The organism is Clostridium thermosuccinogenes, assembly GCF_002896855.1.
Classification (GTDB): Bacteria; Bacillota; Clostridia; order Acetivibrionales; family DSM-5807; genus Pseudoclostridium; species Pseudoclostridium thermosuccinogenes.
Map to the genome: position 1 here is coordinate 2,762,578 of NZ_CP021850.1, position 24,008 is coordinate 2,786,585.

At 42.8% G+C, this 24,008-nt stretch carries 20 protein-coding genes; 7 read left to right on the plus strand and 13 right to left on the minus strand.

Translation table 11 applies throughout. The features are described from left to right. Nucleotides 1-41: 41 nt before the first annotated feature. The 3 genes from CDO33_RS12015 to CDO33_RS12025 all read right to left on the minus strand — a co-directional run bounded on the left by CDO33_RS12015 (nucleotide 42) and on the right by CDO33_RS12025 (nucleotide 3,327). Nucleotides 42-1,397: an ABC transporter substrate-binding protein gene (locus tag CDO33_RS12015; protein WP_242973906.1), complete on the minus strand. Its 1,356-nt coding sequence runs from the start codon at nucleotides 1,395-1,397 to the stop codon at nucleotides 42-44. A 214-nt stretch (nucleotides 1,398-1,611) separates the two neighbouring features. After that, nucleotides 1,612-2,442 carry a carbohydrate ABC transporter permease gene (locus CDO33_RS12020; protein WP_103081814.1) on the minus strand — a complete coding sequence of 277 codons (831 nt, stop codon included), beginning with the start codon at nucleotides 2,440-2,442 and terminating at the stop codon, nucleotides 1,612-1,614. Between the two features lie 12 nt (nucleotides 2,443-2,454). Then, complete coding sequence (locus CDO33_RS12025) at nucleotides 2,455-3,327, minus strand: carbohydrate ABC transporter permease (RefSeq protein WP_103081815.1); 873 nt, start codon at nucleotides 3,325-3,327, stop codon at nucleotides 2,455-2,457. A gap of 316 nt (nucleotides 3,328-3,643) precedes the next feature. On the opposite strand from CDO33_RS12025, the gene CDO33_RS12030 reads away from it, so the two are divergent. Further along, a complete protein-coding gene (locus CDO33_RS12030; RefSeq protein WP_242974810.1) occupies nucleotides 3,644-5,497 on the plus strand; it encodes a sensor histidine kinase in 1,854 nt (617 codons plus the stop codon). A gap of 1 nt (nucleotide 5,498) precedes the next feature. Continuing rightward, the gene (locus tag CDO33_RS12035; protein ID WP_242973907.1) at nucleotides 5,499-7,103 is read left to right on the plus strand and encodes a response regulator; all 1,605 of its coding nucleotides are present in this window, start codon (nucleotides 5,499-5,501) and stop codon (nucleotides 7,101-7,103) included. Between the two features lie 187 nt (nucleotides 7,104-7,290). On the opposite strand, the gene CDO33_RS12040 is transcribed toward CDO33_RS12035, so the two are convergent. The 4 genes from CDO33_RS12040 to CDO33_RS12055 are packed head-to-tail and all read right to left on the minus strand — an operon-like array spanning nucleotide 7,291 to nucleotide 11,160. Beyond that, entirely contained in the window at nucleotides 7,291-8,109 is an 819-nt protein-coding gene (locus CDO33_RS12040; RefSeq protein WP_103081818.1) for an ABC transporter ATP-binding protein, read from the minus strand. Next, on the minus strand, nucleotides 8,109-9,140 hold the full coding sequence (locus CDO33_RS12045; RefSeq protein WP_103081819.1) for a FecCD family ABC transporter permease: 1,032 nt from the start codon (nucleotides 9,138-9,140) through the stop codon (nucleotides 8,109-8,111). Before CDO33_RS12045 ends, CDO33_RS12040 begins: the two co-directional genes overlap by 1 nt. Beyond that, nucleotides 9,137-10,135 carry a FecCD family ABC transporter permease gene (locus CDO33_RS12050; protein WP_103081820.1) on the minus strand — a complete coding sequence of 333 codons (999 nt, stop codon included), beginning with the start codon at nucleotides 10,133-10,135 and terminating at the stop codon, nucleotides 9,137-9,139. The genes CDO33_RS12045 and CDO33_RS12050 overlap by 4 nt, the downstream gene beginning before the upstream one ends. Continuing rightward, nucleotides 10,132-11,160, minus strand: coding sequence for an iron-siderophore ABC transporter substrate-binding protein (locus CDO33_RS12055; RefSeq protein WP_103081821.1), 1,029 nt, complete (start codon nucleotides 11,158-11,160; stop codon nucleotides 10,132-10,134). The genes CDO33_RS12050 and CDO33_RS12055 overlap by 4 nt, the downstream gene beginning before the upstream one ends. A 341-nt stretch (nucleotides 11,161-11,501) precedes the next feature. Here CDO33_RS12055 and CDO33_RS12060 point away from each other — a divergent pair, with 341 nt between their 5' ends. Beyond that, on the plus strand, nucleotides 11,502-12,800 hold the full coding sequence (locus CDO33_RS12060; RefSeq protein ID WP_103083328.1) for an IS30 family transposase: 1,299 nt from the start codon (nucleotides 11,502-11,504) through the stop codon (nucleotides 12,798-12,800). A gap of 461 nt (nucleotides 12,801-13,261) precedes the next feature. Here the strand turns inward: CDO33_RS12060 and CDO33_RS12065 are convergent, their stop codons facing one another. The 6 genes from CDO33_RS12065 to CDO33_RS12090 form a co-directional block, all read right to left on the minus strand. Next, a complete protein-coding gene (locus tag CDO33_RS12065) occupies nucleotides 13,262-13,828 on the minus strand; it encodes a DUF4256 domain-containing protein (protein ID WP_103082772.1) in 567 nt (188 codons plus the stop codon). Between the two features lie 194 nt (nucleotides 13,829-14,022). Then, nucleotides 14,023-14,811 carry an SDR family NAD(P)-dependent oxidoreductase gene (locus CDO33_RS12070; RefSeq protein WP_103082771.1) on the minus strand — a complete coding sequence of 263 codons (789 nt, stop codon included), beginning with the start codon at nucleotides 14,809-14,811 and terminating at the stop codon, nucleotides 14,023-14,025. Further along, entirely contained in the window at nucleotides 14,808-15,311 is a 504-nt protein-coding gene (locus CDO33_RS12075) for a flavodoxin domain-containing protein (protein WP_103082770.1), read from the minus strand. Before CDO33_RS12075 ends, CDO33_RS12070 begins: the two co-directional genes overlap by 4 nt. Before the next feature lie 74 nt (nucleotides 15,312-15,385). Next, nucleotides 15,386-15,598 (minus strand): hypothetical protein, encoded by a 213-nt coding sequence (locus CDO33_RS12080; RefSeq protein WP_242973315.1) that lies wholly within the window; start codon nucleotides 15,596-15,598, stop codon nucleotides 15,386-15,388. Nucleotides 15,599-15,601: 3 nt separating this feature from the next. Next, nucleotides 15,602-16,402 carry a class I SAM-dependent methyltransferase gene (locus tag CDO33_RS12085; RefSeq protein ID WP_103082769.1) on the minus strand — a complete coding sequence of 267 codons (801 nt, stop codon included), beginning with the start codon at nucleotides 16,400-16,402 and terminating at the stop codon, nucleotides 15,602-15,604. A gap of 646 nt (nucleotides 16,403-17,048) precedes the next feature. Then, entirely contained in the window at nucleotides 17,049-17,858 is an 810-nt protein-coding gene (locus CDO33_RS12090; RefSeq protein ID WP_103082768.1) for an alpha/beta fold hydrolase, read from the minus strand. A 291-nt stretch (nucleotides 17,859-18,149) separates the two neighbouring features. On the opposite strand from CDO33_RS12090, the gene CDO33_RS12095 reads away from it, so the two are divergent. The 4 genes from CDO33_RS12095 (at nucleotide 18,150) to CDO33_RS12110 (ending at nucleotide 24,008) form a co-directional block, all read left to right on the plus strand. After that, nucleotides 18,150-19,190 (plus strand): helix-turn-helix domain-containing protein, encoded by a 1,041-nt coding sequence (locus CDO33_RS12095; protein ID WP_103102787.1) that lies wholly within the window; start codon nucleotides 18,150-18,152, stop codon nucleotides 19,188-19,190. Nucleotides 19,191-20,038: 848 nt separating this feature from the next. After that, nucleotides 20,039-21,943: an ABC transporter substrate-binding protein gene (locus tag CDO33_RS12100; RefSeq protein ID WP_103082766.1), complete on the plus strand. Its 1,905-nt coding sequence runs from the start codon at nucleotides 20,039-20,041 to the stop codon at nucleotides 21,941-21,943. A 329-nt stretch (nucleotides 21,944-22,272) separates the two neighbouring features. After that, nucleotides 22,273-23,154, plus strand: a complete 882-nt coding sequence (locus CDO33_RS12105) for an ABC transporter permease (RefSeq protein ID WP_242973314.1) — start codon at nucleotides 22,273-22,275, stop codon at nucleotides 23,152-23,154. Between the two features lie 17 nt (nucleotides 23,155-23,171). Next, on the plus strand, nucleotides 23,172-24,008 hold the full coding sequence (locus CDO33_RS12110) for an ABC transporter permease (protein ID WP_103082764.1): 837 nt from the start codon (nucleotides 23,172-23,174) through the stop codon (nucleotides 24,006-24,008).

Genomic DNA, 24,008 nt, shown 5'->3' on the forward strand with positions numbered 1-24,008 from the left:
GCCCCGATGCCTATTTGTGCCATAATGGTACCACCCGTGCATTAATCCTTATTCTTGGCAGCCACATCGCTCAGCATCTTGGCGGCCTGCTCCGGTGTAACCTTATTGAAAGCCAGTTCAGGATAGATGTTTTTCCATGCGTCGGTCACATTGGCGTAGTTGATGGTATCCAGGAATTTATAGTTGTATTTTGCTTTTGCAGCGAATTCATTTATCTCCATAAATAACGGATACTTCTTTTTAAACTCTTCGCTGGGCTTGACGTTCTCTGTCAAAGGAGTTACACTGTTCATTTCAAGCATCACGCTTTGCGCAAAAGCTCCGGTTCTGAACTTAAGGAATTTAAGAGCTGCTTCCCTATGCACATCGTCCTTGGAGCAGAGCATGAATCCTTCTTCAAAGGAGGAGAATATTCCCGCATTGGGATACATGGCAACGCCAACTTTTTGCTCAAAGCCTTCCGGAGCTTTGTCCGGGTTGCTGAAGTCCGGTATCATCCACGGTCCGTTGGCTATGATTGCAGCCTTGCCCTGGCAGAAGTTATTGGCTGCATTTGCATAGGCCGCACCAAGCGCATCGGTTGTTGTGTAATTTTGAAGCATTGCTTGTATCTTTGCCAATGCGTCAATCACTTCCGGGGTTTCGAAATTCTTGGGATAAAGGGTATTCATAAAATTGTTTCCTGCCTCGCCGCTGGTTCCGATGATGGAAGCTAGGATGAGGTTGGTGGTCCAGGCATTTTCCCCCGTCATCAAAGCCAATGGCGTAAACCCTGCGGATTTAAGCTTTTCCAAGTTGGACTCAAACTCTTCCCAGGTTTCAGCTGGCTTTATTCCCGCTTTTTCAAACATTTCCTTGTTGTAGAAGTAGCCAACGATCTGGCGTGCGGTACTGATTGACCAGCACTTTCCGTCCCGTGAATTTGCCTCGATGGCTTTTTGGCCTATTTCTTCCTTCCACTGAGGGTCCTCGTCAAGGTATTTGTTCAGTGGTACTGCCAGATTAGCGCTGATCAGCACATTATTGATTCCGTTTTTACCCTCAACGATATCCGGCATATCTTTCGATGCTGCCAGAATTTTCATTTTGTCCACATAGGTTTGGTCACTAGGTATTTCTTCCACCTCGACTATTACTTCATCTCCGTACTTTTCCCTAAATGCGTCGAGTATTTTCTTTTCAGCAGGAGCAGATACATGGGTACCAACTCTGTAGGAAGGGTACTTGATCTTGATAGGCTCCTTCTTGGCAGTGCTCTCCGATGCGCTGGTTTTTGTTTCGGAAGAAGAAGTGTCATTTTTGGCACCTTCCGACGATTTGCCACAGCCGCTTAAAAGCGAAATCATCATACATGCTGCAACAGTACCGGCTAAGAATTTTTCAAATACTTTTTTCATTTGAACTCCTCCTTTAAAATTATTATTTTAAGTTCATCCTAGAAAGTTTATAATTTATGTTCATTCCAGCTGCTTCACTACTTAGGGTTAATGAGATTTTGTTACCTGTTCCTGTGGAATTTTGAGCTGTTCTTTATTATAGGCTGTACGATTGAAAGGAAATCCAATAATTTGCTTTTGATTGACTATTTTGCTTCAAGGCATAAACGCTTTCTCAGCCTTTAACCGCTCCGGCCGTCAAGCCTGATATGACCTGCCTTTGCAGCAATGCAAATACGATGATACTCGGGATGATGACGATGACGGTCGCTGCAAACATCACTCCGTAATTGCTGCCAAACTGGCTTTTGAAATAATATAATGCCAGCGGAAGCGTCCTGCTTTTGTTGCCGGTGGTCAGCGTGAGGGCAAATTGGAACTCGCTCCAGCAAAGAAGGAACTGAAGAACGGCTGATGTTACGATACCCGGTTTTGATACAGGCAGAACAATGCTGGCGAAGGTTTTTACAAAGCCAGCTCCGTCTAAATATGAAGATTCCTCCAGCTCTTTAGGTATGGTCAGAAAGTAGCTTGTCAATATATACAGCGACGTAGGCAAACCAAAACCCGCGTAAACAATGATCAGTCCTATGAGTTTGTCATAAAGGCCAAGGGCTGTTGTTGTCAGGTACAGCGGTTGAAGCAGCGCTGCTCCCGGTATCAAAAGCGCAAGAGAAAATATGGGAACGAGTATTTTCTTGCTTTTAAAATCGAATCTTGCTATGACGTAGGCAGACATGCTTAAAATGGTGATGTTAAGCAAGGTTCCGAATGTGGCTACAATGGCGCTGTTGACGTAAAACTGAGCCAGGGGAGCTAATTTAAACGCGTTCAAATAATTTGACATTCTCAATTGCTTTGGCAGCCCAATATTTGATGACAGTATCTCAGCATTGGTTTTGAATGATGAAATCAGAACCCACACAAAAGGCCCCAATGAAATCAAAAGAATGAAAACAACAAACGAATATTTTATGAAACGCAGTAGTAAACTGATTCCTCTCATCTTTATCCCCCCTTACATTTCCGATGTCCCAAGTTTGAAAATTTTCCGTACGGCCAGCACGAAAAGGATGCCTATGCCTATAAGAAAAACGCCCAAAGTGTTGGCATACCCGAAATTATTATCCATTAACGCCGACTTGTAGATATACACAGGAAGGTTCATGGTGATGTTCCCCGGCCCGCCTCCCGTCGTCATCATTATGATGTCCAACTTCTGCACCATGCTGGTGCCTGCGACGATGACACAGGTTCCCATGATGTTTCTTAACATGGGGATGACGATGTAAAGGTTTGTCTTGAACTCACTGGCTCCGTCCATCCTTGCAGACTCGAAAATGCTTTCCGGCATGGAAGCAATCTCCGCCAATACCAGAAGAGTGATCACAGCGGCATAAGGCAGCCATGTCATGGTTACTGACAGGAAGGATGTTCTGTAATCCATGAACCAGTTTTGAGAAAAGCCCTTATAACCTATCAGACGGATGAGGTTGTTTACCGCTCCGAATTCGGGATTCAATATGCAGAGAAAAAGCATTCCCATGGCAGCGCCGGATATGATGTTAGGCACCATAAAAGCTGTCCTGGCAAATTTCCAATAGAATTCCTTCCTGGCGAGGATAAGAGCAAATATGACGCCGATGGCAACATGAACGGTGGATTGCAGTATAACCCAGATAATCGTATTTATCAGGCTGCGGCGGAAGTCATCGTCATCAGTGATAATTTTAATGTAATTGCTAAGACCTATAAAGGAAACTTTTGATCCAATGCTCCAGTCTGTGAAGGAAGAGCCTAGAAGAATCAGCAGCGATGCTGCATAAACTACTCCAAACAACAGTATTGTGGGCAAGATAAATATTGGTATGAATATTTTATTTTTGAGCAAAATCGTTACCTCCTTTGAGTTAGCCCTGAATCTTAGTGCGTTTTCCTGAAAGCTCCACCGCGTATTTTTATTATAGGGTTTCCCCTAGTATAAGTTAATGGGATATCATGACTTGTTCTTGTGGTTTCTTTACTTCAGAAGCCTAATATTAAGAGGCATTTCTCCCTCTGGCTTACATGAGATTTTTTTACTTTTTCATTGTTTTTTTGACTTCATTTCATAGCATGAAGGAAACAATAATAAATATGTAGAATTGAGTTTAAGTTAACTCATTGTGCCAGCATAACAAATTAAATTACATTTCACGAAATAAGGGGTGAGTTTTATTCAAAGAGCGCGCGAGAGATTGATTAGCTTCTATTCACATGTAAAATCGTATCTTTCGGGACGATATTACGCTCTACCCATAAGGAACAAGATTATACTTTTAGTGGTTCTTATGATACTTGTTCCAATGATTTTTGCCGGTTTTTACTATTATTCCATCTTATCCGACACCCTGACCCGCAATGCCTTTGAAAATCTGGATAAGCTTATTCTTCAGATCAATGAAAACATTGAAAGGAGCTACAAGATCATTGACAATACCTCTCTCCATTTTATATCCAATAATACCATCCGTTCAAGGATTCTGAATAATATGCCAACGGAAGAGGATTATTACAGCATGTTCGTAAACAAAAGCAAAATGGAGGAGGAGCTGAAATACAGCCTGATGTTCAACAATGCCTGGGACATGAAATTGATTACAACGGCATTTGTATTTTTAAACAAAACGGCCTATTTTTCCTTATCCAGGTCAGCCAAACCCATCCAAATTGTTGCGGAAAACAACCTAAAAATATTTAACGAACTGGATCTGGACAAGATGGAAGGCTTCATGATCATGCCCCCATCCCCCGGCGACCATACGGTTTATTTTGTCCGTGTTATTTCCAACATATACCACCCCGAACACAAGCTGGCCTTGATTATCGGCACCGATGAGGCGGAATTGTATAAAATGTATGAGAAGCTCCTGGAATTTCCAGGTTCTGTTGCCTATATCATTGATAACAACGGAATAATCTATTCAACGCAAGATAAGGATAGGCTTGGAACGATGGTTGATGCATCAGTGCTGGACTTGAAGAACAAAAGCGGGGTTTCGGAAGCAGTTTTGAACAATAAAACATACTATGTGGCTTCAAAAAAGATAAGCAACAGCAGCCTGACCTTCGTCGCAGGCATCCCCAAGCAGCAAATTCTTGCACAGCTTTATGGCAGCATCCGAAGCTACCTGATTATAACTTCGCTTATCGTTCTGATTTGCCTGGCTGTCGGTATATTTCTGACCCTGGGCTTCACCCGCTTCATAAAAGACATGCTGCACAGCATTAACATGGTGAAATACGGAAACTATGATATAAAAATGCCGGTATATAAAGATGTGGAGTTAAACCTGCTGAGCGAAACTTTCAACAACATGACTGCAGAGATCAAACACCTCATCAATCAGGTTTATGAAAAGCAGCTTTTGTTCAAGGAGACAGAGTTCAAATTTCTACAATCACAGATTAACCCTCACTTTTTGATGAACACCCTAATAACAATAGGTTATAAGGCAAAGCTGTCCCAAGATGAATCGATATACAGGATGGTCACATCCTTAAGCGAGCTTCTGCAGGCAAGCATCTATTCAAACAACAATACCAAAATCCCCATACGTGAGGAACTGGAGCTTTGCAAGTTTTATCTTTATCTGCAGAAGGCAAGGTTCGAGGATAAGCTCGAGTACACAATAAACGTCAGAGATGAATCCGTGCTCGATTACTATCTTCCCAAGCTGAGCCTCGAACCGATAGTCGAAAATGCCGTTGTCCATGGAATAGAAGGCAAGATGGGCAAGGGCATGATAAACATCAATATCTGGGAAGACTCAGGCTCAGTATACATGGAAGTGATTGACGACGGCTTGGGATTTGATGTCGGAAGCGTCCAGCTGGCTGACTCAGATATGGCAATCCCCAGAAAAAAAGGGCATAACCGCATAGGCTTGGACAATACTAATAAAAGAGTAAAATTGCTTTATGGAGAACAATATGGTATAAAAATCGAAAGCGAACCCAATAAAGGGTCCAGGGTTGTTGTTCATATTCCGGTGGATAAAGGAGAAAATAAGATTGTATAATGTGATGATCGTTGATGATGAGGCAGTTATCAGAAAAGGCCTTCAATGCTTTATAAACTGGAGCGCATTGGATTGCAGGCTTGTTTGCGAAGCCAGCAACGGCATAGAGGCCATAGAGTGCCTTAAAAACAATGATATCGATATTGTGATAGCCGACATCAGAATGCCCGGCCTTGATGGTCTTGAGCTTTCAAAATATATCCATGACCATTATCCGTCAACTAAAGTAATCATACTTACGGCATTTGCAGATTTTTCCTATGCTCAGGCTGCAATTAAATATTACGTAGTTGACTTCATAGTAAAGACAAACCCTACTGAGAAAATTCCAGAAGCTATCAAAAAGGCCAAGGAGTTAATCATGCGGCAGAAGGAGAAGGAAAACCAGCTCAAGCTTTTGGAAAGCAAGTTGAGGGAAAATACTTCCGAAATCCAGGAAAAACTCATAAAAGATATAATCAACGGAATAGTCTTTCCTCCGGATTTGATAGGCAAAAAGCTCGCGCAAAACGGTATACAGCTCGAAAATTTTTTCATAATTGTATTTGAAATATCAGATCCTTCTGCGGATTACAGTGAAAATCCTGAAGCGCATAACAGGTTCATTATGTCTGTTAAGAATTTCCTAGGAATGGCCTTCAAAGATTACCACTACCACTTATTTGTAATGAGTAAAAACATACTTTTTATAATAGTATCCTTTACCAAAGGCAGTGCCTCCTTCTGCACCCAGTCCTTGCTTGTAACTTGCAATGAGGTTCTGGCAATGCTTGACAGCTTCATGAAATTTACTATTTCCATCGGCATCAGCGGCATGCATAAATCGCCGGCCGAAATTCCCCAGGCTTACAATGAAGCATTGGAAGCATCCTCGTCCAATTTTTACAACAGCAACAACGTGTCGGTGTATGCATCTTCAGCTGGAGAGTCCCGTAAGAGCGCCTATGTTCAAATGCATAAGTTTAATGATGCCATAGTAAACCATATTCAATCCGGCAACCTCAATGCAGCGCTGGAAGACATAAACAAGCTTTTTCAAAAATACCGGGAAAATAAGGAGCCTATTGAGCACATCAAGGTGTCAAGCATGCTTCTGTGCTCGCTTTGTTTCAGATTGCCGGCTAATCTCAATCTGAATGCGGATTTGCTAAATATCAATGAAGCTGACATTTACAAGCAGATTCAGCAGTGCAAATCCATACAGAGCCTGCTCGACCTTATAGTCGATGTCATTAAATCAATATCCAAGCTGACTTCCGAAAATAAAAAGCAATACAGCCTGATTGTAAGAGAAGTAAACAATTTTCTGCATAACAATTACAATAAGAACATAAATCTGCAGTCTATCGCAGATCATGTGCATGTGAACAGCAGCTATCTGAGCCGCCTTTTCAAAAAGGAAACCAATATGTCCATAATTGATACCCTCAACAAGATAAGAATTGAAAAGGCAAAGCAGCTTCTTATGGATCCCAGGAATAAAGTTTTTGAAGTGGCTTCAGAAGTTGGATTTGACGACCCCACATATTTTACGCACGTATTTGCAAAGTATGTGGGAATGAGCCCTAAAGAATATAGAGACCGGAGCAATGGTTTTCATTTATAAATGCCATTAGTAAGCATGGAATAGGGGGGACTCCTTGCAGTAATATAATGTGCTTTATAAATGAAACCATCATCTTCCGGTAATGATATATCCCGTCATAATACAGCAAATATTTCGCCCTGTTCTCATATCAGGACTTAGGGACTGTTTGATAATCGATATATCACCATTGTCCTTTCTGCCAAGATCATACCACCTTCTGCAAATTCACATGGTGTCTTCCTCTTGGCACCACAAAGGGCGAAGAGGATACCGGATCTTTTATAACTATGCAATCCAAATCAAACACCTTGGCAATTAAATCGGGTGTTATAACCTCAGATGGCGTACCCTGGGCAATCAATTTCCCTTTACGAAGAGCAAATATATAGTCTGCGTACCTGGCGGACAAATTTATATCATGAAGCACCATCACAACAGTTGTCCCTCTCCTGCGATTCAGATCCGTCAGTAAATCCAAAATCTCCACTTGATAAGCAATATCAAGATAAGTTGTCGGCTCATCCAGAAGAAGTATGTCCGTTTGCTGAGCCAAGGCCATTGCTATCCATACCCTTTGCCGCTGCCCGCCGGAGAGTTCATCCACAACACGATTTGCAAGCTCCGATATTCCCATTAATTCAAGGGCTTCTTCCACAGCCTTGACATCTGATTTATCCATGCTTTTTAAAAATGACTGGTATGGATATCTCCCTCTGGAGACCAGATCCCAAACAGTTATACCTTCCGGAACCACCGGTGATTGGGGAAGCAGCCCCAAAACCTGTGCCAGCTGCTTGGAAGGCATTGAAGTAATCTTTTTACCGTCAATTACAACTTTTCCCGAGACAGGCTTTATAAGCCTGGCAAGGGTTTTCAACAAAGTTGATTTACCACAGGCATTAGCACCAATAATAACACTTATTTTATTGCTCGGAATAGCTATATCGATTCCATCAACTATAATCCTTTTGTCATATCCTGCCACCAATTCTTTTCCTTCATACAAATGTGGTTTTCTAACCATCAGGCCTTCCCCCTCCTATTTATTAGTACCAGTAAAAACAGCATATATGGCGCTCCTAAAATTCCTGTAACTACACCTACCGGAAATCTTGTGCCAAAAGCAAACTGACCGGTCATGTCTGCTCCAAGGACCAGCAATGCTCCGACCAAGCCGGATGAAAGAGCGTTTGATGCCCCCGGTCCAACAAGTCTGGATGCTATAGGCCCGGACAGAAATGCAACAAAGGCTATAGGGCCTGTAACCGCAGTCGCAAAGGCAATCAAGAATACCGAACTGAGAATCAGCATAATCCGTATTACATTTATGTTAATGCCAAGGGTGGTGGCAAACTCATCTCCCAACTCCAATATTTTAAGCTGTTTTGTCAGCAACAAGATAGTGATTCCAAAAACGACAACAACAATGCCTAAAACGGGCACATCCTCAATGCGCATGCCGTTCAGGCTGCCGCTCAGCCACCTGAGCGCGGCCGGAACATCATGTTGTGAAGCCTTGGACAGCAAATACGATATAAGCGAATTTATCATTGCCTGAACTCCGATTCCTATAAGTATCAATCTGCTGCCCGAAAATTTCGAACCTTTGGATAGCGCGTATATAAGGATTGATACTGCAATCCCGGAGGCTACCGCCGCTATTGAAACACCGCTCCCACTCATATGAAGCACTAATATGCAAAAAACTGCTGCCGCGCTGGAACCTGAACTTATACCTATAATATCTGGACTGGCCAGAGGATTCCTCAGCATGGTTTGAAACGTGCTTCCTGCCATGCCGAAAGCCAACCCAGCCAGCAATCCGCAAAGCATTCTCGGCAGGCGCAGGGTTGCAATGGCAAAAGTGGCCCCCTGTATTTGCTCTCCTCTAATAACCCTTATAACTGTGCTTAACTGGTAATTGGTCTTGCCGTATACGAGCATCATGCCGCATAGGCATACTGTTAAAGCGAGCAGAACAATATTAACGCTGATTAAGCGAATTTTTCTTCTGATATATCCTTGTCTGATTAGCGTAGTTGTACTTTGCATCATATAGCCTTCACCTTCGCTTTTCTGGCAACGATTATAAGGATTGGCGCACCTAAAAATGCGGTAATAATTCCAACCTGAACTTCACCGGGACTTCCGATTACTCTTCCCAAAACATCTGAAAGGATAAGAAGTGCGGCACCTCCAATAGCGGACAATGGAACTATCCCCTTCAAATTTGAACCAAAAACAAGGCGTATGCTGTGGGGAATCATCAATCCGATAAATCCAATAGGCCCGGCAATTGCAGTAGTTGCACCGGTCAGCATAACTCCTGCAACTGCACAAACAAGTCTTATAACTCCTGTATTTACACCCAGGCCGGTAGCCACCTCATCTCCCAATGCGAGTACATTTAACGCCGGTGTGGCAGCTATGCTTATTATCAACCCGATTATTATAAACGGCAATATTAGAGCAATGCTTTCCCAGGTCGCACCGCTCACGCTGCCAACCTGCCAAAACCTGTATGCATCCATTACCTCGCTTCTGGGAAGCATAATTGCACTCACTAAAGATGATAAAACGGCACTGGTGGCAGCCCCTGACAAAGCGAGCTTAATTGGAGTCATACCTCCGTTTCCAATGGATGCTATGATGTAGACAAGGACGGACGTTATTCCTGCTCCGGCTAATGCAAACCAGATATACTGATTTGCAGAATTTATGTTAAAAAAGGCTATTCCTATTACCACAAACAAGGATGCTCCTGTATTAACTCCCAAGATGCTGGGATCAGCAATCGGATTTCTGGTTATCGATTGCATGAGGGCTCCTGATATTCCAAGAGAAGCCCCTGCCATAATGCTGAAAATCGTCCTCGGAATACGTTCCCGCACCACCAAGGCAGCAAAAGACGTATCATTGCTATCCAGCAGAGAATTAACTACTTTGCTGAATTCTATGCTTTTTGATCCCCATGCCAATGATGCAAGCACACATAAGGCTAAAAATATAAAACTGACCAGGTATATTCCCACTATTTTTGTAAATTTCATTTGACTTTATCTGCTGCCTTTCCTATTATACTTAAGTATTCATCAATCGTTGCCGGAATGGACAACGCACTCGGTGTGCTGGAAGCTGCTAATGCCGACCCGTCTTCTAAAATCGCAACAGTGCCATTTTTTACTGCCGGAACTGTTCCAAGCAGGTTGTCCTTCTGAAGCTGCTCCAATAATGCATCAGTGCCGTAGGTTATGATTATATCTACGTCTGCCAGTTTATCAATATTTTCCGAGCTGATTTCAAGAGCAAAGCTGTCTGAGGTTTCCGCCAACTTCTTAACGCTTTCAGGCAGCTCCATGCCTAAATCTGTCAGATATGCAGCCCGAGGGTCTGTAGGAAGATATATGTAGAATTTACCCAGATCCGCCGGGTTGAAATAGCAAAATACAGCCTTTTTCCCTTTAATGTTAGGCTTCTCATTGGTTTTTTCCTCTATCAGCTTTTCCAGGTCCGAAATCAACTTTTCTCCTTCATCCCTTTTACCCATGGCAGTAGCATTCATTCTTATTTGGTCTCTCCAGTATGTCTGCCATGCGAATTGGGGATATGCCACCACGGGAGCGATTTTGCTCAGCAAATCATACTCTTCTTGGGTAATTCCCGAGTACGCGGCTAAAATTATGTCCGGATTGGAATTGCTAATAGCCTCATAGTCCAAGCCATCGATATCATCAAAAACATTTGGCTTTTCTACTCCCAACTCCTTGAATTTTTCTCCCGTCCATGGCAGCAGGCCGTTTTCGTCCGTCTGGCCGTAATTAGCTTTGGATACACCCACCGGAACTATTCCTAATGCCAAAGGTACGTCGTGATTTCCCCAGGAAATCGTAGCAATATTTTTTGGTTCTTTTTCTATGACGGTTTCCCCATAAGCATGCTTAACTACTATAGGATAAGTGCCGGTAGTGTTCCCTCCCGTCTCCGGTTTATCTTGAACTTTTTCGGTTGAGCTTGAGCATCCTGTCAATAATAAAGCACAAGTGAGAATTACAGTACCTATTTTTTTCAATTTCATAATTTGCCTCCTGATTGCTATGTAAATCATTTTTTGAGTTACAGTTTGTTTGATAATGATATTCATTATCATTTAGACTTTTTCATTATATATCCATAAGCAAAATATGTCAAGTCAATATTTGAAAACATTGGATGGGATAAAGTAAAGTTTAATTGAAAAAGTTATTTCCACCCCAAATTCATAGACAGTGGAATTTAGTTTTGCAAATCGCTAGAAATGAGAAAGGTGGAAGTTACTTTTGCAAAGATCACACTGTTCCTATTTTCTTGTGAAAGCTGGAATATTGTCTCTCAAAAAGCTATGATATATATGGTGGTGCCTCTGAAGGGGGTACATATATGCGTGGCTTTAAACATTTGAGTCAGGAAGAAAGAAATATAATTGAACAAAGGTTAATCAGCAGGAAATCATTCAAAAGCATAGCACGCGAGCTTGGAAAGGACCCAACCACGATATCCAAGGAAGTGAAGAACCATATCCAATTTAGGAAAACCGGCTGTTATGGAAGAGTGTTCAATGATTGTAAACATCGTATTGGTTGCCCTGTTAAGCATCTTTGCGGCAGTTTGCGTTGTAGCCGTTATTGTCGCGCTTGCAAGTCTCGCATGTGTTCATCACTATGTCATGAGTATCAACAGGAAATTTGTCCCAAGCTTTCGAAGCCGCCCTATGTTTGTAATGGTTGTGAAGACAAACAGTCTTGTACATTAGAGAAGAGGATTTATTCTGCAACACATGCACAAAGAGAATACGAGACAGTACGCTCTGAGTGCCGTCAGGGTTTACAAATCACTGAAGAAGAAGCGATAAGATTGGATTCCATTATTAGCCCGCTGCTAATTAAAGGCCAGTCACTCCACCATATATGCATTAACCATGCTGATGAAATCATGCTCGATGAACGCACACTCTACAACTATGTGGACAAGGGTATCTTTACAGCAAAAAATATCGATATGCCAAGAGTTGTACGTATGGGCAGACGTAAAAAGGGAAAAGACCAGTTCAAAGTGGATAAAAAATGCCGAATAGGCCGAACTTATCAAGACTTTCTTAAATTTATGCAAGAGCATCCGGACCTTCCCGTAGTGGAAATGGACACGGTAATAGGAAGAATAGGCGGCAAAGTCCTGCTGACACTGCATTTTACTGTCCCACAGCTCATGCTCGCATTCATTAGAGATGCTAATACCTCCCAATCTGTCATTGATATCTTTGATCAGCTTTACCTGGAACTAGGCCCGGATACCTTCCGCAAATTGTTCCCGGTATTACTTTGTGACAACGGCAGTGAGTTCTCGAATCCGTCCGCTATTGAATTCGATTCACATGGGCAACGCAGAACCTGTGTATTCTACTGTAATCCGCTGGCTCCTTACCAGAAAGGCGCAGCAGAAAACAACCATGCTTTGATTAGACGCATTATCCCAAAGGGTACTTCTCTTGATGAGTTTACTCAGCGGGACATAACTCTTATGATGAACCATATCAACTCGTACAGTCGACTGAATCTCGGGGATAAAACCCCTTATTGGGCTTTTGGATTGCTCTACGGGGAAGAAATATTAAGAAGGATGAATGTAGAACTCATCCCGACAGATAATGTCACCCTGCATTCATCCCTTCTTAAGAAATAAATATTAAATAACCAGAGGCACCACCAGCCACAACTCTATAAGCATTTACAAACAGGGTGGAAATTACTCTTGCAAAAAGTTAGTTAATCTTCACACCTCTAGTTTGATATACCCAAAAAAGGGCTGGCTTTGTTCCTCTACTTCATATTTTAACCTATTATTGACTGAAAAGCATTAAAAATTTGCCTAAATAAACTAATCCAAAACCCGCTGAATTACTATTTTTCTCAATGATAACAGCATCCATGGAATTTACTTTTGCAAAGTGGAAATTACCTTTTCAATTGACCGGGATAAAGTAAAAAACAGGCATTACCAGCATCCGGCAAACATCGGATGTCAGTTGCCTGTCAAAGAGCATACAAAGGTATAGGCTAAGTATCCTGTGGATTCTGAACCTGAATGGTGAAATGAAGATAACATGGAATTGCCATTAAACTCAGTAGTAACGTACAGAAAATTTAAACCCTTAACATGCCACGGAATCCCCTGGAGGCATAGTAGGATTCTGCTCCATTATGATACACAAAAACAGTGTCATAGCGACGGTCACAAAAGATAGCGCCGCCGAGTTTTCTGATATTGTCAGGGGTTTTGACCCAACTGGATGTTTTTGTATCAAATTCTCCAAGCTTCTGCAGCTTTCGGTATTGCTCTTCCGTCAGAATCTCAATGCCCATGGCTTCAGCCATGCCCAATGCGCTGTTTTCCGGCTTATGCTCTTTTCTTGACTCCAGCGCCTCACCATCGTAGCAAACACTTCTGCGGCCTTTGGGGCTTTCTGCTGAGCAATCACAAAAAATATACTCACCCGTCTTTTCATCCCGGTCAATGACATCCGGCTCACCCCCGGTCTTCTCCATCTCATAAAGCGACCACAGCTTTTCGGGATTGGCTTCCAGCCTTGTTTGCACATCAAGCCATTCAATATCTTTATGGCGACCCATATTTTTCTCAAAGCGTGCTTTTATTATTTTGAGCAGGTCTTCCCGCTGCTCTGGTGATAACACCTTTTCTTCGTGTTTCATAATGAGCCTCCTTGTAATCCTTGGTACATAATCTGATGAAACCAGCAAAAGTAATCCTTAGTACATAGCCCGATGAAACCAGTAAAAGTAATCTTGATACATAATCCGGTGAAACCAGCAAAAGTAATCTTGGTACATAATCCGGTGAAACCAGCAAAAGCATTCGCTCATGCTATGACTCCCCAGACTTAAGGCTAAATCAGCCTTCCCCTGCGAAAGCCTGCAGTAATAAAACGCCATGCCGCCTTCCTGTTTGTCAGCCAGGAGATCAAGGCATCGTTTTTGGTGTTCTTGAGTATTCTAGGTATGAAAAATTTTGCAACCGTTTCAGGTCTGTCCGCCAATATGTTGAACAGCCTTCTGAACTTTTCGTCCGATATGACTTCCGATGGATCTCCATCCGGTGTTTTTGTGATGAAATCGGTAAGCATCATACCGGGAGATAATCGTCCCGCTATCACTCCGGTACCCTTCAGCTCTCGGGCGAGACCCTTCATAAAGTATCTTAATGCGCGCTTGGTGGTGCCATAGAGTATTGTTTTAGGCTGTATCATGTCATTGGAGCCCAAACCCTCCATGCTGTATATCGCGCCATATCCCTGCTTGATCATTTCCGCCGCGGCAATCTGTGAGCCGTATATCATGCCGGTTATATTTGTCTTAATAACGTTTTCAGTGTAAGTTTCTCCCGTTTCCCACGAAAACATGTGCGGCACGTTTTGTCCTGCATTATTGATCCATATATCTATTTTGCCCCACTGCTTCAAAGAAACATCCCAGAGGTTTTGCAGGCTTGCCTTTTCCTGCACATTGCATCGGACATAAATATACTTGCCCTCAAAAGGTGAAAGCTCATCACGAGCTGCTTCCGGCAGAGCTTCACCTCTGCCGGAAAGAGTAACGTTGCATCCGGCCCGCAAAAACTCCTTTGCCATAGCAAAACCAATACCGCGTGTGCTGCCGGTTATAACAACATTTTTCATACACAACCCTCCGCTCTTTTGGCGTTTATCCATTCGAGCACATCCGCAAGATTTTCCTCTTTCACGCCATCAAAACCGTTTTCTATGATAGCAATTGCTTCTTCCGTTCTTTCATCCTTGTCCTTGCGGCTTTTAAGCATCTTTACAAACAAGGACAGCATGATCCTATCCATACCCTTTATCTCTTTCAGAGGCAGACATCCTCCTCTCAGATAAAAAAACGGCATGCCTTCAATCTTGTTTCTGGCGATGACAGTTTCGGTATCAGGTTCAGCGGTTCGCCCGGTGCCCGATCCGCAAACAGCCTTGACATTAAATTTTCGCAATTTATCAAGGTCCTGTATCTTCCCGACCTTCATCCAGCCAAGAAAAATGATTTCTTCATCCGGGCTAATCTTTGAGATTTCTTTTACCCGGAAAACCTTAAGTCCCGTCTTCGCAGCCAGCATTTCGGCATACCTTTTGGTAAAACCAGTTTTAGATTCATAAACAATTACCATTCTTATCCTCTCCCAATTGGTTGCCAACCAAATTTATTTTTGCCTGTGGCAATAAGCAAAGCAGGCATTGGAAATCATTTATCTCCCAATGCCTTTTTTATCAATGACGTTGCAATATGGAATGCTTTAATTCTGCGTATGAGCAAAGTGTGCTGGGAAGTACCTTGTTTCAGCTTAGGAAGTACTTTCTCACACTTCATGATCGTTGAATTTATGGCTCGGAGTGCTTCTTCCAATTCTTCCTTTGTGTATTCATTCACTGCATCATTAAAATTCATATCTCCCATTTATCAATCCACTTTCCTTCCGATATAAAGCAAATGCTCACAGCTTCCCCATACTTCAGGATTTGAAGCTACAGCTTCAAAAACATCCAGCCAACTCTGGAAGTCTTCTTCCGGCAGCTGCATCAGCTTTTCCTCCACCAGTACCCCAAGGCTTTCAACTGCCATGATTCTCAAGGTTTCCAGCTTGAATTGGGACATAAACCCTCTTATATCTGCAGGATTGAAGAAATAAGCGTCAGTAAATCCTTGCGCCACCCTTGAATCATGCCTGCCATCTTCCAAATACCTTAGAAGACTATCTTTCAACTTTCCTATGTCCTGCGGATAAGCTTTCAAGCAATCAATAATGGGAGCATAGGCCGATATGAAAGATACTATAAGTATGCCATCCTTTTTAAGCAAACCCATACATTGATTTATTGCTTCCCTTCTCTCGTCCTCTTTCAGCAAATGATACATAGGACCCATGCAAAGTATGGCGTCAAATTCTCTTCCCGGTAATATATCGCACAATGAAAGAACATTTCCTTGAATGCAGTCTTTTAAAACAACACCTGCACTTTTGGCATTTTCAGTAGCCTGCTCCACCATTTTTTCGCACAGGTCAAAAAGTGTAACCTCATGACCCCTTTCTGCAAGGTAAATGCTGTACCTTCCGGGCCCGCCGCCTACATCCAGGACACTGGCTTTTTCGGGTATAAATTTGCTAAGCGCTCTCTTTGTAATTTCAAATTCTATTCTGTGCCTTAAAAGCCTTGCCCATTCATCATAATCATGATTATAATACTGTTCAATGCTACACATCCCGACACCTCATGTAAAAAGGCCACCCCTTGGCGTAAAGGAATACTTGTGATTATACAAGACATGTCACATAACAAGAAGCAAAACCCCCGCAAGAAAGCTTTACATGTGACTTAGCGGGGTATCATTCCACATATCGGGCGCCCATGTGCTCCAATGAAGCACAGCACAGCTTTTCGGCTTTTTTGCCCATTTACCAACATTTGTACACTGTTAGCTATGTAATCCAACATTGCTTAATGATGTCACCGCTTTCTTTTGGGATATTATTACATAGCACGCTCGCATTTGTCAAGCCTAATTTACAGGCTTTCTTACGCTCCTCATCCCCTGCATTTTTACTTTTTGCCTGCTATCATATGTTTTTTCAATTTCCTTCAACTCTATTTTATTGTGGTTTTATGCGGCAAGTAATTTCCGAAAGGCTTGCTTCATCAGAAGTGTAGTAAAAAAGATAGCCTGATACAAACTTGGCGTTTATGTAATTATTAATTTATACCATTTTCATTCCTTTAAAGCTAGGGTATATAGACCGCGTTTCCGTTGCAAATCCACATATAAATGTTGCTTCCTGGATACTGGTACTCTATATCATTCATGTTGCCAGCGGGAACATCATCATCGAACATCAAACCGTCAACTTAAACTACCTTTCTGTAAACCTTACCAATAAGCCATTGAATTCATCCTTCTCATCATAAAAAGACCCATGACCGGAATATTTAAACGGTACCAACATAGAATTTCTGATCATCCTGTGCTGCACTTCTGCCAGTTGGAAAGGAACCACTTTATCATGAATTCCATGAATAATCAATGTAGGTACATTAATGGCTCCCATATCAGCAAACAGCACTTCGTTAATCCAAGTCCTGGCAATTGCTGCTGTCGCCCATCCGGCTGCCTGCAAACCCAACTGGAAGAACCAATCGGAAAACGCCTGGGATGTATGCTGGAAGAAAAACCTGTCTCCGAAATTCCTAAGCATCTGAGGACGATCATTATATGTATCTTCAATCATCTGCAATACCGTCTTTTCATCAATACCATACGGGAAATTAGGACGTTTTATCAAGCTTGGAGCGGCAGCGGCAATAAGTACCAGCTTGCTTACACCATATCCTTTATGGCGGCCCATGTATCTTACTGCTATCGCACCACCGGTGGAATGTCCGGCCAAAGTAAAGTCACGCAAGCCCAAAGCCTCTACCACAGCTCTCACATCATCGGATAAGGTATTGTAATCATATCCATAAAACGGCTTATCCGATTTGCCAAAACCCCTCGTGTCTATTCCGATGCACCGGTAACCTAATTGGGGCAGCTTATCAAATTGGTATTCAAAAAGATTAAGATTGGCTGGCCAACCATGTAGAAAAAGAATGGTTTTTTTACATTCCGGATTTAAATCTTCAACATATATATTTACATTTTTCGCCTTTACATAGAAACCCATATTCTCCCTCCCAATGAACTAATTATAAACTTATTATATTCATTGGGATGGTCTAATGTGATGCCGCTCCCCTTCCCATCTGATGCGAGAAAAAGATAAAAAAGCAGCAAGCTTATTCCCTCATCAGCTGTGTTTTGACAGCCATAGGATGTTTTCTACCGGAAGTTGCAAGGCCTGTCCATATACATCAAGTTCAATGCAACTATTGCTTGATTGACCTGGTACCGCCCAGATGTTATCTTTGAAGTGATGGTGTGCACATCCATACAGATTTGCAAGGAGTGAAGAATAATGTTGGATTTAAGAAAAATAGGAGCTTATATATCAGCTCTCCGCAAGCAAAAAGATATGACGCAGGTGGAGCTGTCAGAAATGCTTAATGTCAGTCATCAGGCAGTGTCCAAATGGGAAAGAGGTGAATCCATGCCTGATATCGGTACGTTACCCAAGCTTGGTGAGATATTCAACAAAAGCATCGACGATATTCTTAATGCCGGAGAACCTCCTGTTAACAAAGCCTGTGAGAAGGATACAGATATAACACAGCTGGTTCAAAACGAACCGGGAAAGGTGGCAGAAATGATAAATAACGGGGATGTCGACTTGCAGTCCGTCATAGATGTTGCCCCTGCGCTAAAGCCGAGTATTGTAGATGAAGTAGCACAAGGGCTGGACGGAATAAGTATTGAGCATCTTTCCGCGCTTGCACCCTTCTTAAGCAGCGATGCACTCAACAAGCTTGTCGACCATGTTATAGACAAATCGTTGGATGCGGAACACCTGTTGGGTATTGCTCCCTTCCTCAGCAAAGAAAGCCTTGACAGGATAGTGGAACAGATTATGGCTGGGAATATAAATGGTGAGCTACTAGCCGGATTCGCTCCTTTTGTCAGCAAAGATACACTAGATAAGCTTGCTGACCGGGTCATCGATGGAACCCTGAATGGTGAGGCTTTATTAGCAATTGCTCCATTTATCGATAGAAATAAGCTTGACTATTTAGTAGAAAATATCCCAAACGACAGACTTTGTGAGGATTTGCTCAGCGGATTCGCACCATTTTTAAGCAGAGAAGCCCTCGGAAGGCTTGTTGACCGAGCCATTGATGGTAGTATTCGTGCAGAAACCCTTTTAACTCTTGCACCATTTCTCGGTCAGGAAAACCTTCGGAAGGTTGTAAGAAGTGTGTCTGTAGGTAATCTTGACGGAGATATACTGGCTGGACTTGCTCCCTTTATCGATAGAGACTCTTTGAGTGAAATTGTCAATAGTATGATAGAAAATGCAAAGAAGCAGAAGAATGCATTGAACGAAAAACATGGAGAAGGGTAGCGGTTAAATTTACATATCTTGCTGCATGCGGTATAAATAGTACTCTCAGCTTGATGCAGAGGCCATTTTAACTTTGAGAGGCCAGTTTTTGCTGGTACAGCTGCAATATCATACCATCCCCTTAACCCATAAAAGCCGCTGAATAAGCGGCTTTTATGATACATCACTATCTTTTATATGTCTTAGAATGTTGCTAAAACCCTTTTTACTTTTAGGATATCCTTTTTATCTTTTATCAAAAAAGGCATATAATTTAATTACGGTACAAAACATTCTGACTTCATCGACAATTGCCTTTATTTTAAAGGATTTAATTTTCGCAAAATGGTATAAATGAGCCAAGTAATTAACAAAATATTTTAATTTGTTCTTGGTCAAACGTCATCTACTACCTTAATATGGAATAAATTTATAAACTGTTATAGTTATTATATTATTTGCTCGAAAATTATACTTGGGAAAAGCCAGCATAATGAGTTAATTCAGTGCATTGTATAAATAATATAACAATATAATTTTTTATCAGTATACTAGCTTAAGTCGCGTAAAACAACTTGACATCAACATAAATAAGTGATATAAATATTGAGGTACATACATAACAATGTAATTGCAGTAATATATGATATCTCATTCTTCTAATTATCGTTGTATCTCATCGTACCTTCAGATGCTTTGTCGTACTTTATATGGATTTTAATGATATATAGGTTATATTTGGAGTATATGAGGAAAATTTCGGCTTACTAATCAGAGACAGATTGTTGTTTCTATGGCATCCAAAGGATTAATCACGGCTAGGAGATAATCCTATACCGTGTTAGTCGAAATAAAAGGAGGTATAATCTATGAGAAAAAAAATCCTATCCCTTATCCTAGTACTCATGATTCTGCTCACGTCTATAGGCATGGGTGCTTGCTCAAAATCCAAGGACACGATGACAGAAGTGGGTACTCCTCGTCGGGAAACCTTGATAGTTGAGACCCAGACACCTACCGACGCACCAGGACAGTTCAACTCCTACATGCCAGGCACTCAGATGGGTTTTGGTATTCACCAGCTCATGTCTGCTATGATGTGGGAAATGGACACTGTCAAAGGTGAGCAGTTTGGTGAAGTAGCTGAAGGTATGCCTGAATCCAATGAGGATTTTACCGAGCATATCGTTAAAATCCGCAAAGGCATCAAATGGTCTGATGGAGAAGACCTAAACGCAGATGATGTAGTGTTCACAATGAACATGATCATGTCCAACCCAGGTATTGGACAGCACGATTACTACAATTCCGTGTTCGAAAAAGTTGAAAAGGTGGACGACTATACCGTCAAAATCGTAACTAAGGACTCCTTCCCCCGCCTTTCGCTTAGGTTTGGAGTTACCATCTGGGGTAACGACCTCCGTATCGTTCCTGAGCACATATACTCCAAGGTTGATGATGTAACCACATTTAAAGATAGTAAACCAGTAGTGGCTGGCCCATACACCGTTAAGGCTTATGATGAGCTGGGCAAATGGATTCTCTACGAGCGCCGTGAAGACTGGAAGAACAGTACCGTCGGCGTTGTTACCGGTAAAATGCCCAAGCCTAAGTATATATGGTTCAGGTATCTTGGCGACGATACTACTCGCCAGATGAGCATGATCAACAACGAAGTTGACATCCTCTGTGAAGTTACACCTGAGATGCTGGAAGCTATGACTTCTGCCAATAAGAAGATCGCTTGCTGGTATGACGATTATCCATACGCAACCAGTGACGACCCATGTTCCAAGGGACTTGCTTTCCAGATGGCCAAGGAGCCTTACAACAATCCTGATTTCCGCTGGGCTATCGCATTGGCTATGAACTTTGATGAAATCTCCATGAGTATCTTTAATGGCATCGGTCGCGCCAGCCCACTGCCGATCCTCACCGCAACCAGCGCGATGATGGAACTGTATTACAAGCCTCTGCTTCCTTTCTTGGAAAGCTTTGAATTGGATCTGGGCGACGGTACGACCATCAAGCCTTTCGACCCCGGCTATGCTGAGAGAATGGCTCAGAAGCTCAGAGAAAAAGGATATGACATTCCTACCGACAAGGACGAACTGATTGATATGTTCGGTATCGGCTGCTGGAAATACGCTCCTGAAGCAGCAGAGAAGCTCCTTATCAAGGCTGGACTGGAAAAGAAGTCCGATGGTTGGTACTATAAAGGAAAACCCTTCACCATCAATTTGACCTATCTGGCCAACACTGAAGCTCAGGCAGGCCGTGGCGTAATTGCTGCTTATGACCAGTTGACCAAATTCGGTCTCAAGTGCAATCTGTCCAGCGAAAGTAGCGCTACCTGGGACACAAATGGTGCTACCGGTAATTTTGAAATCGCCGGTTATTGGCCTACTGGAGGAATTACCAAGGACATTTACTCCCAGATCAGCGGTTGGGATGCAGATCTGATAGTTCCTCTGGGTGAGCGTGGCTCCGGTCAGGGTTCTCGTTGGAACAATGCTGAAGCTACCAGGATTATCCATGAGATGGCTAAGCTGTCTCCTAATGACGAGAGATCATATGAACTGGCTATGGAGTTTATGAAGATTGCTATCAAGGATCTGCCTTTCATAGGCTTCCATTCCGGTATCAAATTTGTACCGACCAACAGCACTTACTGGGAGAACTACCCCAACGCCAAGAACCCCTATAATGGTCCGTGGTGGTGGTGGAGCTGCTTCAAGTACATTACAACCGAAATCTCCCCTGTTGGCAAGTAATTTCTGATATAAAAACATAAGCAGGATTGAGTGAAGCAAGGCACGTGCTGTCGTCTGAAATAGCAGTGCGTGCCTTCTTCTTTTATACAGCATTTATACAGCCGAAAAATTAAGCACTGGACATACCTATCCACGTAATCTACTGCTCGGCTGCTGTTTTTGTTGCAATATATAAACCAATTATCTACTAGTAAAGTAAAGGGGTGTAACCATTGAAATTTCGTAAATATTTCGCCCTTCGAATTTTAACATGCCTCTTGACCATTTGGATCGGCGTCACTTTCATCTTTTTTATCCCTCGGGCATTCCCATCTGATCCGGTGGAAAACATGATCGGACAAATCCAGTCCCGCTCCGGCCAGATGGACCCGGTTCAATTGGAATCGCTTCGCAAAGCTTTACGTATACAGTTCGGCTTGGAAGGATCTCTTTTAGAGCAATACTTCACTTTCCTCTGGAAAGGGTTGCTGCGTTTTGACTTCGGACCTTCCCTGATGAGCTATCCCACCCCTGTAGGAGAGATCATCAGCACTTATTTGCCTTATACTTTGAGCCTGTCACTGACTACAACAATCCTCGCCTGGATCATCGGAAATGTCATCGGTCTGCAGGCAGGATTCAGAAAAAACAAGCGCTCATCAAAAATCTTGGAGGGTATTGCCATATGCATGTATCCCATCCCCTACTTCATCATTGCGCTGATAATTCAAATCGTGTTTGCATTTTTGCTGGGATGGTTCCCGCTGCAATCTACCATTAACTCCATGGGTGATTTCTTTACATTCATCGGTTCCCTTATCCGGGCATCAATCCTGCCTGCTATTTCACTTCTGCTGGTGGGTACAGGTTGGTGGATCATATCTATGAAGTCCCTCTCCAGTACTACTGCCGAGGAGGATTTCGTTATGTATGCCCGCTACAGAGGTCTTCCGGAGGGAAAGATCGGCAGAAGCTATGTGTTCCGCAATTCCATCCTTACACAGATTACAGCTCTGGCTATGAGCCTTGGCGGGGTATTCAGCGGTTCGATTATGACAGAGATCATCTTTGGTTATCCCGGTGTTGGTACACTGATTCAAAAGGCGATCCTGCAATCGGATTACAATATGATTCTGGGATGTATTACCATCTCCATCGTTGCCATCTCTACAGCGACGATGATCGTGGATCTTATATACCCGTTCATCGATCCTCGTATCAGGTATAGCTAAGGAAAGGGGGACAACACATGAAAAAGTTTTGGAGGAACGCAAACTTCCGCTTGAGATCTGGCATTATTATCACAACCATTTTCTTCATCCTTGGGTTCGTCGTGTACTATATTCCTCATGTCAACCCTTTCACCTATAACTCATATCCCAGTAAACTCAGCCCATCCTGGGAACACTGGCTGGGCACAACGAGTATGGGACAGGATATATTCTGGTTGCTCATTGAAGCCATCCACAATTCGCTTTTGATCGGACTGACCGTCGCATTAATAGGTACTGTGGTGGGCGTGTTCGTCGGATTGTTGGCAGGTTTCTCCGGTGGTGTACTGGACCGCGTGCTGACAGTGGTTACGGATACTTTCGTCGTCATTCCCTCACTGCCTATTCTGGTATTGATGACTTCTCTTATGAAAGGCTCCGCTACCGTCTTCCTGATGGCTTTGGTGTTGGGCATGTTCGCATGGGCCTGGCCCAGCAGGCAGATACGTTCCCTGGCATTGACCATTAAGGAGCGTGACTTTATCCATACAGCATGGTTTTCCGGTGAAGGAACAATTCAAGTGGTGGTGACAGAGATACTTCCCTACGCACTGACATGGTCACTATCCAACTTCATGAATGCGACACTGGCGGCTATTGCTTCTGAATCCAGCCTCGCAGTGTTGGGTCTGTCACCTGCAAACATGATTTCTCTGGGTAACATGATACAATGGGCAAGAGAACGTAACGCTATCTTCGCCCGGCAATGGTTCTGGATCGGCTCACCCATTGTGGCGACAGTTCTTCTGTTTATCGGCCTGTTCCTTTTGATCACGGGCTACAACGATTATTTGTCAATGAAGAGAGGTAAGTAA

What these genes read in the sequence shown, in the direction of transcription:
- CDO33_RS12015 (WP_242973906.1), bottom strand. Translation starts at nt 1,397, where the DNA reads ATGAAAAAAGTATTTGAAAAATTCTTAGCCGGTACTGTTGCAGCATGT.
- CDO33_RS12020 (WP_103081814.1), bottom strand. Translation starts at nt 2,442, where the DNA reads ATGAGAGGAATCAGTTTACTACTGCGTTTCATAAAATATTCGTTTGTT.
- CDO33_RS12040 (WP_103081818.1), bottom strand. Translation starts at nt 8,109, where the DNA reads ATGGTTAGAAAACCACATTTGTATGAAGGAAAAGAATTGGTGGCAGGA.
- CDO33_RS12045 (WP_103081819.1), bottom strand. Translation starts at nt 9,140, where the DNA reads ATGATGCAAAGTACAACTACGCTAATCAGACAAGGATATATCAGAAGA.
- CDO33_RS12050 (WP_103081820.1), bottom strand. Translation starts at nt 10,135, where the DNA reads ATGAAATTTACAAAAATAGTGGGAATATACCTGGTCAGTTTTATATTT.
- CDO33_RS12055 (WP_103081821.1), bottom strand. Translation starts at nt 11,160, where the DNA reads ATGAAATTGAAAAAAATAGGTACTGTAATTCTCACTTGTGCTTTATTA.
- CDO33_RS12060 (WP_103083328.1), top strand. Translation starts at nt 11,502, where the DNA reads ATGCGTGGCTTTAAACATTTGAGTCAGGAAGAAAGAAATATAATTGAA.
- CDO33_RS12065 (WP_103082772.1), bottom strand. Translation starts at nt 13,828, where the DNA reads ATGAAACACGAAGAAAAGGTGTTATCACCAGAGCAGCGGGAAGACCTG.
- CDO33_RS12070 (WP_103082771.1), bottom strand. Translation starts at nt 14,811, where the DNA reads ATGAAAAATGTTGTTATAACCGGCAGCACACGCGGTATTGGTTTTGCT.
- CDO33_RS12075 (WP_103082770.1), bottom strand. Translation starts at nt 15,311, where the DNA reads ATGGTAATTGTTTATGAATCTAAAACTGGTTTTACCAAAAGGTATGCC.
- CDO33_RS12080 (WP_242973315.1), bottom strand. Translation starts at nt 15,598, where the DNA reads ATGGGAGATATGAATTTTAATGATGCAGTGAATGAATACACAAAGGAA.
- CDO33_RS12085 (WP_103082769.1), bottom strand. Translation starts at nt 16,402, where the DNA reads ATGTGTAGCATTGAACAGTATTATAATCATGATTATGATGAATGGGCA.
- CDO33_RS12090 (WP_103082768.1), bottom strand. Translation starts at nt 17,858, where the DNA reads ATGGGTTTCTATGTAAAGGCGAAAAATGTAAATATATATGTTGAAGAT.
- CDO33_RS12095 (WP_103102787.1), top strand. Translation starts at nt 18,150, where the DNA reads ATGTTGGATTTAAGAAAAATAGGAGCTTATATATCAGCTCTCCGCAAG.
- CDO33_RS12100 (WP_103082766.1), top strand. Translation starts at nt 20,039, where the DNA reads ATGAGAAAAAAAATCCTATCCCTTATCCTAGTACTCATGATTCTGCTC.
- CDO33_RS12105 (WP_242973314.1), top strand. Translation starts at nt 22,273, where the DNA reads ATGATCGGACAAATCCAGTCCCGCTCCGGCCAGATGGACCCGGTTCAA.
- CDO33_RS12110 (WP_103082764.1), top strand. Translation starts at nt 23,172, where the DNA reads ATGAAAAAGTTTTGGAGGAACGCAAACTTCCGCTTGAGATCTGGCATT.